This window comes from Aureivirga sp. CE67 (genome assembly GCF_015767245.1).
Taxonomy (GTDB): Bacteria; Bacteroidota; Bacteroidia; order Flavobacteriales; family Flavobacteriaceae; genus Aureivirga.
Genome location: NZ_JADOTV010000001.1, coordinates 681,112 through 694,639 on the forward strand (window position 1 = coordinate 681,112; position 13,528 = coordinate 694,639).

The 13,528-nt window shown below is 30.0% G+C and carries 15 protein-coding genes and 1 riboswitch; of the genes, 7 read left to right on the forward strand and 8 right to left on the reverse strand.

The features are described from left to right. The first annotated feature begins 2 nt into the window (after positions 1–2). A complete protein-coding gene (locus I0K12_RS03035; RefSeq protein WP_196885417.1) occupies positions 3–242 on the forward strand; it encodes a CDGSH iron-sulfur domain-containing protein in 240 nt (79 codons plus the stop codon). A gap of 37 nt (positions 243–279) precedes the next feature. Here the strand turns inward: I0K12_RS03035 and I0K12_RS03040 are convergent, their stop codons facing one another. Next, positions 280–756, reverse strand: a complete 477-nt coding sequence (locus I0K12_RS03040) for a hypothetical protein (RefSeq protein ID WP_196885418.1) — start codon at positions 754–756, stop codon at positions 280–282. 209 nt (positions 757–965) lie between these two features. On the opposite strand from I0K12_RS03040, the gene I0K12_RS03045 reads away from it, so the two are divergent. Beyond that, positions 966–1,583, forward strand: coding sequence for a porin family protein (locus I0K12_RS03045; protein ID WP_196885419.1), 618 nt, complete (start codon positions 966–968; stop codon positions 1,581–1,583). 58 nt (positions 1,584–1,641) lie between these two features. On the opposite strand, the gene thiH is transcribed toward I0K12_RS03045, so the two are convergent. The 4 genes from thiH to I0K12_RS03065 all read right to left on the reverse strand — a co-directional run bounded on the left by thiH (position 1,642) and on the right by I0K12_RS03065 (position 5,238). Further along, entirely contained in the window at positions 1,642–2,751 is a 1,110-nt protein-coding gene (gene thiH, locus I0K12_RS03050; RefSeq protein ID WP_196885420.1) for a 2-iminoacetate synthase ThiH, read from the reverse strand. A gap of 344 nt (positions 2,752–3,095) precedes the next feature. Beyond that, positions 3,096–3,866, reverse strand: coding sequence for a thiazole synthase (locus I0K12_RS03055; protein ID WP_231372688.1), 771 nt, complete (start codon positions 3,864–3,866; stop codon positions 3,096–3,098). Continuing rightward, positions 3,863–4,486 (reverse strand): thiamine phosphate synthase, encoded by a 624-nt coding sequence (gene thiE, locus I0K12_RS03060; protein WP_196885421.1) that lies wholly within the window; start codon positions 4,484–4,486, stop codon positions 3,863–3,865. Before thiE ends, I0K12_RS03055 begins: the two co-directional genes overlap by 4 nt. Next, positions 4,483–5,238: a hydroxymethylpyrimidine/phosphomethylpyrimidine kinase gene (locus I0K12_RS03065; RefSeq protein WP_196885422.1), complete on the reverse strand. Its 756-nt coding sequence runs from the start codon at positions 5,236–5,238 to the stop codon at positions 4,483–4,485. The genes thiE and I0K12_RS03065 overlap by 4 nt, the downstream gene beginning before the upstream one ends. A 198-nt stretch (positions 5,239–5,436) precedes the next feature. Beyond that, a riboswitch (TPP riboswitch) is annotated at positions 5,437–5,529 on the reverse strand. A gap of 358 nt (positions 5,530–5,887) precedes the next feature. On the opposite strand from I0K12_RS03065, the gene I0K12_RS03070 reads away from it, so the two are divergent. Together I0K12_RS03070 and I0K12_RS03075 are read left to right on the forward strand one after the other, a co-directional pair. Next, entirely contained in the window at positions 5,888–6,541 is a 654-nt protein-coding gene (locus tag I0K12_RS03070; protein WP_196885423.1) for a response regulator, read from the forward strand. 141 nt (positions 6,542–6,682) lie between these two features. Beyond that, on the forward strand, positions 6,683–8,374 hold the full coding sequence (locus I0K12_RS03075) for a tetratricopeptide repeat-containing sensor histidine kinase (protein ID WP_196885424.1): 1,692 nt from the start codon (positions 6,683–6,685) through the stop codon (positions 8,372–8,374). Positions 8,375–8,376: 2 nt separating this feature from the next. Here the strand turns inward: I0K12_RS03075 and I0K12_RS03080 are convergent, their stop codons facing one another. After that, positions 8,377–8,871 carry a metallophosphoesterase family protein gene (locus tag I0K12_RS03080; RefSeq protein ID WP_196885425.1) on the reverse strand — a complete coding sequence of 165 codons (495 nt, stop codon included), beginning with the start codon at positions 8,869–8,871 and terminating at the stop codon, positions 8,377–8,379. Positions 8,872–8,991: 120 nt separating this feature from the next. On the opposite strand from I0K12_RS03080, the gene truA reads away from it, so the two are divergent. The 3 genes from truA to I0K12_RS03095 are packed head-to-tail and all read left to right on the forward strand — an operon-like array spanning position 8,992 to position 11,783. Beyond that, on the forward strand, positions 8,992–9,744 hold the full coding sequence (gene truA / locus I0K12_RS03085) for a tRNA pseudouridine(38-40) synthase TruA (protein WP_196885426.1): 753 nt from the start codon (positions 8,992–8,994) through the stop codon (positions 9,742–9,744). Next, the gene (locus tag I0K12_RS03090; protein WP_196885427.1) at positions 9,737–11,506 is read left to right on the forward strand and encodes an ABC transporter ATP-binding protein; all 1,770 of its coding nucleotides are present in this window, start codon (positions 9,737–9,739) and stop codon (positions 11,504–11,506) included. Before truA ends, I0K12_RS03090 begins: the two co-directional genes overlap by 8 nt. A gap of 7 nt (positions 11,507–11,513) precedes the next feature. Then, positions 11,514–11,783, forward strand: a complete 270-nt coding sequence (locus tag I0K12_RS03095; protein ID WP_196885428.1) for a hypothetical protein — start codon at positions 11,514–11,516, stop codon at positions 11,781–11,783. Positions 11,784–11,804: 21 nt separating this feature from the next. Here the strand turns inward: I0K12_RS03095 and I0K12_RS03100 are convergent, their stop codons facing one another. Next, a complete protein-coding gene (locus I0K12_RS03100) occupies positions 11,805–12,485 on the reverse strand; it encodes a hypothetical protein (protein ID WP_196885429.1) in 681 nt (226 codons plus the stop codon). A 119-nt stretch (positions 12,486–12,604) separates the two neighbouring features. Beyond that, positions 12,605–13,522, reverse strand: coding sequence for an LLM class oxidoreductase (locus I0K12_RS03105; RefSeq protein WP_196885430.1), 918 nt, complete (start codon positions 13,520–13,522; stop codon positions 12,605–12,607). Between the last annotated feature and the right edge of the window lie 6 nt (positions 13,523–13,528).

The window sequence follows — 13,528 nt, forward strand, 5'->3', positions numbered from 1 at the left end:
TTATGGACTTGCCTAAAATACATCAAAAAGAGCCATCAAAAGTAGAACTGAAAGAAGGGAAAAATTATGCTTGGTGTTCTTGCGGTCTTTCCAAAAGACAACCAATGTGTGATGGTTCGCATCAAGGAACAAAAATGTCTCCGACAATTTTTAAAGTAGAAGAAACAAAAGAATACTTTTTATGTAATTGTAAACACACCAAAGACCATCCGTTCTGTGATGGTACTCATAATAACATTTAAAAAAACCTTCTCAAAAGAAGAGAAGGTTTTTAGTTTTTTATTGTTTTGTGAAAACGTAAGTAATCTCTGCCGAATTATCATTAGTGATCTCATGTGCAGTAACACTTAATTCTAAAGTATTATCTTTTATAATAAAATTAGAATTCACAGTTTCTTTCTCAGATATTCCTCTATCAGCTTCTGCTGTAAAAGCGATTCCATTTCCAGCAACTGTATAAGTCCCATTTAATAATTCTAAACCACAAGCCCAGCTATAATAATTATCAAAATGTGTTGCATTTGCAATATTTCCTTCTGAAAAAGAAATCGTAAGTGACAAACTTCCACATTCTTTAAAAATATCTGTATCCGAATCTTGGTCTCCATTCAAATCTATAGGATTGTTTGCAGTAGCTGAAGTTAATTTATAAGTTCCAATTACTGAGTTTTCAGTTGGCTGAGAAGAACTATCATCTTCTTCTGAACATGAGAATAGTGTCCCTACTATAGCTAGGGATAAAAGTAATTTTTTCATCAAATTTCTTTTCTTTTAAATAATACATAGCGCCTTTTAGAAATATTTTTTCAAACAATTTCTTTAAAGCAATTCAAATTTGCTGCAAAAGTATAATAAAATAACACATATCTAATATTTTAACTTATTATTTTAATTTTTAAAACTAAAAAAGATATATACACTTATTTATATTAGTTTTACCAAAATTTTTAAAAACAAAAAAATACATGAAAAAAATATTATTAAGTAGCCTAATTGCTATTACAAGTTTTTTTTCAGCAAATGCACAAAAAGATTTTGGTGAAATAGAAGTAGGTTTTTCTTTTGGATATAACACTTCCATTTTAAGAAACTCTAATGAGGATACTGAATTCAAAAGATCTACTAATTATCTTGGCTCTGTAGAGTTTTTCTTAAATGACAGATGGGGGATTAAATCTGGTTTAAACTTTGAAAAAAAAGGATGGAAATCAAATTCTATATCCTTTGGAGTATTAGAAGGTAATTATAAAGAAAACAATGTAGAATATGATTTATCTTATTTATCTATACCACTAATGGCTAACTGGCATTTTGGCTATGAAAGAAACTGGAATTTAAATTTTGGATTTTATACTGGGTTTCTTTTAAAAGCGGAAGAAGGAAGTAAAAATATAACCAAAGAATTCAATACTGTCGATTTTGGTTTAGCTTATGGAATAGGATATAAAAGACGACTTTCGGATCGCATTAAAATATTATTCGATTTTCAAAGTCAAAGTGGATTTACAAAAATCTTCAAAGAAAGTTTAAAAGCTAAAAATTGGAGAGGTGGTGTAAATGTTGGTATATTATATGGATTTTAAAAAATACAAAAACCTTCTCAAAAAAAGAGAAGGTTTTTCTTTTAAGCTTTCCTAATTCTTAAACAAACACCCGATCCCAATCTTTCCAAACAACATCAAAACCACTATTTTGCAACATTTTTGAAATCTCTTCTGTAGATCTTTCATCCGAAATTTCAAATTGCTCCAACGATTGAGGCTCTACAATATATCCTCCAGGATTTGTTTTAGATTCTGCACTCATCGAAGTCACACCAAGATGAATCACATTATTTCTAAAATCTTCACTTTCTCTTGTTGATAAAGACAATTCCACATCTTCATCCAACAAACGAAAAGCACAAATTAACTGTACCAAATCTGAATCCGTCATTTCTACTTTTGGCTGTACTTCTCCTTCATGTGGTCGCAACCTCGGGAAAGAAATAGAATACTTCGTTTTCCAATATTTTTGTTGCAAATATCTTAAATGCAAAGCTGTATAAAAACTATCCGTTCGCCAATCTTCCAAACCAAACAAAGCTCCAATTCCTATTTTATGAATTCCAGCTTTTCCTAATCTATCAGGCGTTTCTGCTCGAAATCTAAAATTAGATTTTCTTCCCTTCGGATGATGCGTTTTATAAGTCGCCTCATGATACGTTTCCTGATATACCAAAACCGCATACAATCCTTCCTGAATCAACAATTCATATTCATGTTGTTTCAAAGGCTGCACTTCTATAGAAATATTCGAAAACAAAGGCTTCAACAAACGAATCGCATTTTGCAAATATGGCACTCCAACAGTTCTATTCGCTTCTCCAGTTACCAACAAAATATGCTCAAATCCTTTTGCTTTCAAAAACTCTGCCTCTCTAATGATTTCTTCATCTGTCAGCGTTCGTCTCGGAATTTTATTCGTCATACTAAATCCGCAATACGTACAAATATTCTGACATTCATTCGACAAATACATCGGCGCATACATCTGCATCGTATTTCCAAATCGTTTTCTTGTCAAAAGCCTACTTTCTTGCGCCATTTCCTCCAAAAATGGTTTAGCCACAGGAGAAATTAAAGCCAAAAAATCTTCTAAATTTCGCTTTCTTTTCCGCAAAGCACTTCGAACTTCTAGTTCAGAAATCGAATATATTTTCTCAGTAATGGTATCCCAATCGTATTTTTCAAATTCTTCTAAAAAAGACATAGTTTCGGTTTGTGTTTTAGTTTTCACTAGCACGAGTTCAACTCGTTTTTATTTAAATTCTAGGATAAAACCACAATTCATTTCATATTACTATTTTGTAATTCCCCTCTTGAGAGATGTGTTTTTTACAACACAAAATCCTATCAAAATTTAAATCGTGATTAAATCTATTACATTAAATACTTTCTTAATAATCATGGCGCTCAAGCGGGCTATCCGCTACAAGTCCTCAAAAAATCACCAAGCACTGCTAGCATGGGCGTGGGCTTCTTAGGTCGCCTCCGACAAGCAAGCATTGCTAAGCGATTTTTTTCCGGGCTTTTCGCTACTATCCCTAGCGCAGTTTATGATAAAAACGAAGTAAGTGGACTACTTGCTTCTGCTTGTTTTCTCACAGGAGCCAATTTCGCATTATACGCCATTCTTCCAGCTTGCACCGCCATTTTGAAAGCATTTGCCATCGCCACAGGATTTTCTGAAACAGCAATTGCAGTATTTACCAAGACAGCATCCGCTCCAATTTCCATTGCGTGCGCAGCATGAGAAGGACTTCCAATTCCAGCATCCACAATCACAGGAACGTTACTTTGTTCAATAATAATTTCTAAAAAATCCAGTGTTTTCAACCCTTTATTACTTCCAATCGGAGCTCCAAGTGGCATCACACATTGCGCACCAACTTCTTCCAATCTTTTACACAAAACAGGATCCGCATGAATATATGGCATCACTACAAAACCAAGTTTTACTAATTCTTCCACAGCTTTCAAAGTTTCTACGGCATCTGGCAATAAATATCTAGGATCTGGATGAATTTCTACTTTTACCCAATTTGTTTCCAAAGCTTCTCTTGCCAACTGTGCTGCAAAAACTGCTTCTTTAGCATTTCGAACTCCAGAAGTATTTGGTAATAAATCAATCGTTTTATCAATAAAAGATAAAATCTGATCGTTTTCATTTTTAACTTCTACTCGTTTTAAAGCTACAGTTGTCAATTGACTTTCAGAAGCTTTCAATGCTTCTTGCATCAATTCTGGATTACTAAATTTCCCTGTTCCTGTAAATAATCTTGATTGGAATTCTTTGTCTGCGATTTTTAAAATGTCTTGATTCATTTTAATTGATTTTTTAGTTGTGAAATAATTTTTTCTACTGCAATTTCATTAGTCAACAGACCAGAAACTGCAATTCCAAAAACTCCTGTATTTCTAATTTCAACAACATCATTTTCTGTGATTCCTCCAATAGCAATAATTGGAGTTTTCATATTTCTTTCTTCTAATTGTTCAATGATTTGTTGATAACCTGAACTTCCTAAAACAGGACTCAAGTTTTTCTTCGTTGTGGTAAATCTAAAAGGGCCTAATCCGATATAATTTACATTTTTTTCTATCAAATTCAGACAATCTTCCAAATTATTTGCTGTTCCACCAATTATCGTGTTTTCAGAAACAATTTTTCTCGCTTCCAAAACATCCATGTCGTTTTTTCCAAGGTGTAAAGCATCCGCATTTGCATATTTTGCAACAAAAGGATTGTCGTTGATGACTAATTTTGCATTGTATTTTTCACAAATTCCTTTTAATTCTTTCGCTGCTTCTTTATAAGTTTCTTCTGATACATCTTTTAATCGAAGTTGTACCCAATCCACTCCATTTTGCATCACTTTTTCTGCATTTTGCAAATGTTCTGCAACCGAGTTTCCTTGTGTTATATATTGTAAGTTCGAAATCATAAATTATGATAACCTAATAAGTTTTCTGTTGAGTTTAAAAATTGATATGTATAGTCTTTTGCCTTTTGACAAGCTTTTCCTATTGGTAATTTTTTAGCCAAATTCGCAGCAATTCCCGAAGCTAAGACACAACCACTTCCATGTTTTTCAGAAACATGATTTCCTTTTGGTTTAAAAATAAATTCTTCACCGTTTTTAAGATACAAAATATCTTCACCAAGCGCAGATTCTTTATGTCCACCTTTTAGAAAAATATTTGTAAACTGATTTAAATAAGAAATCGTTTCTTCTACATTTTTATCTGGAGAAATCTGTTGAATTTCCTGATAATTTGGGGTAATTAAATAGCATTTTTGTAGAACTTTTTCAAAAACAGAATCATTTTCTTCTGAATGAAAAACAAAATTGCTACTACTTTTTAAAACAGGATCTAAAATGATTTTAGGTTTTTCTACTTTACTTTCAATAAAGTCTAAAATCTCTAATAAAATCTCCCAACTTTCCACAATACCAATTTTAAAAACAGAAATAGGGAAACGTTTTAGAAGAATTTCTAGTTGGGCAATGATTTTTTCTTTCGAAATCCAATCACAAGATTGAAATTCTATATCATTTTGGACAGTAATTGCAGAGCAAACCGAAAACCCATACACTTTGTGCATTTCAAAGGTTTTTAAATCTGCTGAAAGTCCAGCACCAGAACTTGGATCAAATCCTGCAATGCTTAGACAATAGTTTCTGTTTTGGTTCATGATTATTTTAATTTTTCTCCCTTAAAACACAGATTAATATGTTAATTCCCCTCTTGAGAGGGATTAGGGGTGTGTTTTTCTTCTAGAATAAGATAAAACTCATTCATAGAAATAGTACTTATACTTTAATTAATAACCATAAACTTTAGCTGAAAACTTGTTCTTGAAAAAAGAACAAACTGAAAAGAAGTTCCGTGTAAAAACGGTTGCACTTTTCCCTACGGTAGGATCACCTACATCAGGTTCAAAGGGTATTTCTCAGTCTATTTAAAGACACCCCTAAAGTTTACTGAAACGAAGATAGGATTTTTTTTTGTTTTATGTAGTTGAATTTAATTTTTCTACAATTTTTAAAAAGAAAACAAAATTGCAAACCAAAATTAAACTAATACAAGACTCTTTTTTTTAAATAAAATAGATATATTTTTTATTAAAAAAATTGAAAATAGATGATTTTTAGCGTTTTAATTTATATAAACAGACATATTTAGTTAAATATATTTTTTTATTTAGATTTGTATTTTAATGAAAACTAAATAATTAACAAACTATTTAATTGACAGTAACTGAAAACGGTGACACCAAAAAAACCCATTATTTGTGTATTGTACAGAATTCAATTATAGTATAGTTTTGAAAACGGGAAAAGATGAGAAAGATAAAAGTTCACATTGCTGATGACCATAAGATATTAATTGACGGAATCAGTGCAGTTTTAAATTCACAAGAGGATATCGAAATCGTTGGATATTCTCTTGACGGTTCTCAGACCGTTAAATGGTTTGAGGAAAATGATGCAGACGTGCTGGTTTTAGACATTAACATGCCAAATCTTAATGGTATTGATGTAATGCAAGCGTTCCAAAAAAAGAAGAGCATGCCTAATATAGTTATTTTATCTAGCTATGATGAGATGAAATTAATTAAGGAAGTTCTTAAAATTGGAGCAAAAGGTTTTTTGACTAAAAAATGTGCTGGAGAAAATATTGTTGAAGCTATCAAATCAGTTGATCAAGGAAAACAATATTTTAGCGAGAGCATCCAGAAAAAAATGGTAGATTACCTATCTGGTGCCGGAGAAGAATCTAATAATCCAGAAAGTACATTTTTTAGTCCACTTACTGAAAGAGAAAAAGAGGTATTAAAGCTAATTGGGCACGAAATGAGCACAAAAGAAATAGCTGAAAAGCTATTTATAAGCGTTAATACTGTAGAAACACACCGAAAAAAACTGATGAAAAAGTTAGGGGTGAAAAATGTAGTAGGATTAGTGATTTATGCAATGAAACATAAAATTATATAAAAATATAGTAAGATAGTATTTGGGGGAAGGAGAGGCATTCTTTAATTTATAGAAAAACCTCTCCTTTGTTATTTTATTATAAATGAAAGTTATATCTCTTAAATAATTTCAATAAATAATATAAATTGTAAAGAAATTAAAATGAAATTATATTTTCATTTTCTGATTTTACTTTTTTGTTTTGGTTTAAAGTCTGCATATGCTAATTATTCTGTTATTCAGGATGAAACATTGACTTCAAAAAATGGAATTGTAAATGATGAGAAAATTACTAGATTACTGGAGAAATTATCAGAAGCAAAGAGAGCTGATGATAATCAATTAATAAATGAAGCTTTAGATTCAATTACGGATATTTTTACAAAAAATATGCTTTATCAAAAAGCTATTTTTTATTTAAAAAAAGCGGACTCATATTCTAGCGATAGTTTAAGAAAAGGTGTCATAAAGTTTAAAATTGGTTCTAACTTCTATGCGCAAAGTAAATTTGATTCAGCTAGATATTACTATGACAAGGCTTTAACTGCTCTACCTGAAAACAGCAAAGACTATCATTCTAAAATCTATAATAATTTAGCTGCAATACACTTCTATTCTGAAGAATATAATTTATCAGCAAATTATTTTGAAAAAGCTCTTGAAATACAAAAAGAACAAGGAAATGTAAAAATACAAACGGCTTTATTAAACAATATTGGTGGAATTCATTATATGAATGATAAATACCATAAAGCCAAAAATTGTTATTTAGAAGTAATTCGCATTTTAGATACTATTCAACCTCTTGATGAAGATTTCTTAAACACTAAAAAATTAGCCTATTTTAATCTAAGTGATGTTTATGAAGATTTAAAAAATTATGAAAAAGCTTTATTCTACAAAAATGAATTTCTAAAGTTAAAAGAAGGTCTTGAGAAAGATATTCGTAGCTCACAAGTTTCTGAAATTGAAAATAAATACAAAGAAGAAAAAAGTAAAAATGATTTAGAAATTGCTAAAAACAAAAGAATTGAAGCTCAATATATGTCTTTAATATTCTTATTAGCTTTAGTAATTATTTGTATTTTTTTATGGGCATTGATTTATTATAAAAAACTAAAAATCTCAAATTTAAATCTTCAAAAATCGAGAGAAAACATAAAAAAAATCAACAAAAAGGGGCAAATTGAAAAACAAAAAGTTGCTGAAGTAACAAGTTCTACTTTGGACAGAAAAGAAGTAGAAAGAAAAGTAATAGCACAAACTTTACATGATAGTATCAGTGCTTTATTAGCTTCTGCAAACCTGCATTTGACTGCTTCTGTTTTTCAAATGCAAAATCAAGTTCCTGATGAAATATTAAAAACTCAAAAAATAATTGAGGAAGCATCTGAAAAAATAAGCGAATTATCACACAGTTTATTTTCTGCAGTTTTATTAAATTTTGGTTTAAATCATGCTATTCAAGATTTAGTAGATAAATACTCCGATTCGGATCTTGAAATTTTATATAAATCCGCTATTAGTGAGCGTTACTTCCAAAGTTTTGAGTTTAAACTTTATCATATTATTGAAGAATTATTAGATAATATTAAACAACATAGTGAAGCTTCTCATGCTTTGATTACCATAAGAGAAATTGATTCGAGTCTTGAAATTAAAATTTCGGATGACGGAAAAGGTTTTGATAAAGATGAAGTAGAATTAAAAGAAGGAATTGGGCTAAGTCAAATCAGCCTTCGAATTAAAGCTATGAAAGGTGTAATTGCAATCAATTCTGAAGTTGGGTCTGGAACCGTAATTTATATTTCAGTTCCAGTAGAAAAAGAATTAGAAATGGAAGAATATATTTAAAACTAGCGTTTTCCTAATTCTATAATCTCCATATTTTCGATTTTTCCTTTGTCTAAAGTAAAACGAAGCATGGTTCTAACTTGGTGAAATCCATATTTCCCTGCTGCTCCTGGATTTAAATGAAGTAAATTTAAATCTTTATCAAATATTACTTTTAAAATATGTGAATGTCCACAAATGAAAAGTTTTGGAGGATTTTTTGTTAAAATTTCTTTTATTCTAGCATTATATTTTTTAGGATAACCTCCAATATGTGTGATGAATACATCCACATTTTCAACTGTAAATCTATTATCTAAAGGAAATTCTTTTCGAGCTTCGGTTCCATCAATATTTCCATAAACAGCACGAAGTGGTTTCAATTCTTTTATAGTGTCCGTAACTTTCAAATCACCAATATCTCCAGCATGCCAAACTTCATCTGCTTGTTTGATATATTTCAACATTGCATCATCAATATGACTATGAGTATCAGAAAGTAAAAGAATTTTTTTCATAAGATTTGGTTTAAAATCATTGTTTTTAAGAAAATATTTAGAAAAAACCATAAGAGCACAACCTACAAAAACGGTCAATAATTTCTTATCTTTGCTCATTCACAAAAGTAATTTATTCCTTTGAGATATTTTATAGAACTTGCATATAACGGGAAAAATTTTCATGGTTGGCAAATTCAACCAGATGCTATTTCAGTACAAGAAGTAATTGAGAAAGGTTTATCCAAAATTTTAAGAGAAGAAATTCAAATTGTCGGAGCAGGACGCACAGATACTGGTGTTCATGCCTCGCAGATGTTTGCACATTTTGAAACGGATAAAGATTTATCCAAAGAAGATTATGCGTATAAATTGAATGCTGTTCTTCCGGATGAAGTAGTAATTTATGAAATTTTTCCAGTGACAGACGAAGCGCATGCTCGTTTTGATGCGACAAGTAGAAGTTATGAATATCGAATTTTCTTAGGAAGAGATCCTTTTTGTATAGATACGACTTTACAATTTCATCATAAAAAATTAAACGTTGAATTAATGAACGAAGCTGCAAAAGTTTTGTTTAATCATATTAATTTTAAATGTTTTTCAAAAAGTAAGACAGATGTTCGAACTTATAATTGTAAAATCTATGAAGCAAAATGGGTTTTAGAAGAAAAACACTTAACTTTTCATGTTAGTGCAGACAGATTTTTGAGAAATATGGTTCGAGCAATTGTTGGAACTTTATTAGAAATCGGACTTGAAAAGAAAAAAGTAGAAGATTTAGAAAAAATTATTTTAAGCGAAAATCGTTCTAAAGCAGGAGTTTCAGTTCCAGCAAAAGGATTATTTTTAACAAAAGTGGAATATCCATCAACTATCAGAAGAAATGAGTAGTAAAGTAACAGGAAAAGCATTTGATGCAAAAATATTCAATCGTTTATTAAAATATGCTTTGAAATATAAATGGAAATTTTATATTTCAGGTATTGCAGCAATTCTACTTTCTGTTTTTGCAGGAATTAGATCTATTTTAATTATTGATTCCGTAGATGATTATATTGCAAAAAAAGATGCAGAAGGACTTTTATTTTATTCTGTTCTTTTATTGATATTTCTTTTAGGTGAAGTCATTTTACAATTAATTTTTATTTACATATCGAATTGGCTTGGACAAAATGTTATTAAAGATATTCGTACAAATTTGTTCAAACATTTAATGTATTTCCGAACTTCTTATTTTCATAAAAATGCTGTTGGTAAATTAGTTACCAGAGTAGTTTCAGACATTGAAACTATTGCTGCTTTTTTCAGTCAAGGATTATTTATGATTTTTAGTGATATTCTAAAAATGGGAGTTGTAGCGGTTATTATGCTTTATCAAAACTGGAAATTAGCTGCGATTACTTTCTTGGTTTTACCAATTTTGATTTATGCTACAAAAATCTTCCAAATTGCAATTAAATCTTCTTTTCAAGAAGTTAGAAATCAAGTTTCAAATCTAAATTCTTTTGTTCAAGAAAGAGTTACAGGAATGAAAATTGTGCAACTTTTTAATCGTGAAAAAATCGAATATCAAAAGTTCTACGAAATCAACAACAAACATAAAAAAGCATATATCAAAACTGTTTGGTATTATTCTATTTTCTTTCCAATTTCTGAAATTTTAACTTCGATTGCCATTGGTCTTTTAGTTTGGTACGGTGGTTTAAATGCTGCTGTAGATAGTTCGATTACAGTAGGAGAAATCATCGGATTTATTACCATGGCACAAATGCTTTTCCGTCCACTGAGGCAAATTGCAGATAAATTCAATACGCTTCAAATGGGAATGGTTGCAGGAGATCGAGTTTTTGAAGTAATGGATACAGAAGAAACACAACCTGATTTAGGAACGAAAACTGCTCCACATTTTAGAGGAGATATCACTTTTGAAGATGTTCGATTTAGTTATATTAAAGATGAAGAAGTGTTGAAAGGAGTTTCTTTTGATGTGAAAGCTGGAGAAACTATCGCAATTGTGGGAGCAACTGGAGCTGGAAAATCGACGATTATTAATCTGATTAATCGTTTTTATGAAATTGATTCTGGAGAAATAAAAGTGGATGGAAATAACATTACAGAATACACAATGGATTCTCTAAGAAATCAAGTTTCTGTAGTACTTCAAGATGTTTTCCTTTTCTCTGATACGATTTACAATAATATTGTTTTAGGAAATAAAGATATTTCATTGGAAGAAGTTCAAGAAGCTGCAAAAGAAATTGGAATTCATGATTTCATTATGTCTTTACCAAAGAATTACCACTACAACGTGAAAGAACGAGGTGTGATGCTTTCTGCTGGTCAGCGACAATTAATTGCATTTTTGAGAGCTTATTTAAGCAAACCAAGTATTTTGATATTGGATGAAGCAACTTCTTCGATTGATTCTCATTCAGAAAAACTTTTACAAAAAGTAACGAAGAAAGTAACAAAAAATCAAACTTCGATTGTGATTGCGCACCGTTTGGCTACAATTAAAAAAGCTTCGAAAATCATTGTGATGGACAAAGGAAATATTGTAGAACAAGGAAGTCATAAAGAATTATTGAAAAATCCTGAAGGTTATTATAAAACACTTTATGATATGCAATTTGCAAACGAAAAATCAGCTTAGTTTTTTTATGAAAGAAAATATTCTAGACTTTCTATATAAAATTGAAAAGGGAGAAATTAAGATATCTTTTGAAAAACCTATTTATGATGGAAATCTAGTTTTTAAAGCTGAAAATAATTGGGAAGTAACAATTTTTGTAGATACTGGAAAGTGGGATTATATAGACTCTATAAAAACATCTGATGGAGAACAATATGATTTTGAAGATTTAGATGAAATAGTAGAAATCAGAAACTATTATCCTCCAAAAGATGTATGTAAAATATTTACCAATTAGAGTTTGATGCATGATTTTAAATTAAAAATTAAAGTCTAATTCCAATAAAACAGCACCTTCAAAAATTAATTCATCTGTAGCTGCACTAATATCTTTTCGCCAATGCTGATAATCAAATTGGAGATTCAAAATTCCCAAACCTTTTCCTTCAGGAGTTTCAGCGAAATCAAAATAACTATAACTCGCACGTTCTGGAGTTAATTTAAAAAAGAAATCATTCTGAAAATTATGATCTTCTTCTGGAAAACTCCAAGAAGTCCAATAATGTGAATCTTCATAAGGGTTTTCACCATTAAATTCATTCGCTTCAGAAATATAAACTTTCTTATTTGCTACATCGGAATTATCTAGAGTAATCAATAAATCACCTCCATCAATCACTTGTCCTTCCTGATATCCAACAAAATATTGATTCAAAAGATTCTTCACACGATACGTTGCAGCAATCGTATCCAACTCTTCATTTATTTCATAAGATTCCAACTGAAAATCAGCTTTTGTTGGATATGGAATACTCATATTAAAAAATTCATCTCCTCCTGCTTGTCTGTCAAAAACACCTGGTTTAAAATCAAAATAAATTTTAGATTCATTATCAATTTTTACCATGCTCGTAGTATCATCATCGCTTAGACAGGAGGAAAAAAGCAATGGTAAAAGGAGTAAATAACTCCATTTTAGTTTGTTAAAAAGACTTTTCATAATAATTTGGTTTTAAAGAGTAAACCTCTCAATAATTAAACCTAAAGAAATAATCATTTGTTTTTTATGAGTAAATTCACTCTTTTAACATAAAAACGTTAATTTAAAGTTTAAATATTTTATTGAAAATGAGGTAAAACGTATTTCCCTAAATCATCTAGAACTTTTTCTGCAGACCTTGAACCGTATTTTAAATTCAAAATAACATGATTTACACCAAAAGATTCTAAAATCTTCAAATGCTCTATTAAATAATTTGCTCCAAGCTGAAAACCTAAATGAATAATAGATGGTTTTGCAGAAGGATCTTCTAATAAATCAATGTATAATGACTGAAAAAAAGGTTTCCAATACTGCTCTTTTTTATTCAAACTTACCTCCCATTTTTCCAAAGACTGCTTTAAGAAAGTATAGTTTCTTGGATAATAAATCCATCCATCTCCATGTTCTGCAATCCAATCTAAAGATTGTCCAGAATGACCTGTAATCAAAAATGGCGTTTTAATATTTGTTTTAGGCAACAAATCAACATCTCCTTTTATTTCTCCAAAATGATTTGAAGAGTACGATGGATATGAATTTTCTAAAGATTTTATGTAATGAAAATTTTCTCTAAAGAGTTCAGATTTTAATTCTAAGTCTTTATTAAATGCTGGAAATTCAATTGGTCTATCACCAGAAGCTACTCCTAAAATCAATCTTCCATTTGATAATTCTTGAAAACTAGAAATAGATTTTGCTGTATGTATCGGATGTCTTAAAGGTAAAACTAAACTACCTGTAGCTAATTTAATCTTCTTTGTATGGTTCATAATATGTGTCATATAAACCCACGGATCATACAATTGGCCAGCGTCTCCAAAACTCGGAACATGTAATGGGACATCTCTAAACCATAAAGCCTTAAAACCAATCTGTTCTGCTTTTTGAGCTAATTTTATTTGATTTTTCATCCTTGGAACAGAACCTTTATAAGATTCTATTGGAAGAAAAATCCCTAAAGTTAATTTTCCTTTTTTTGCTATATTTTCTAACATCTTTTT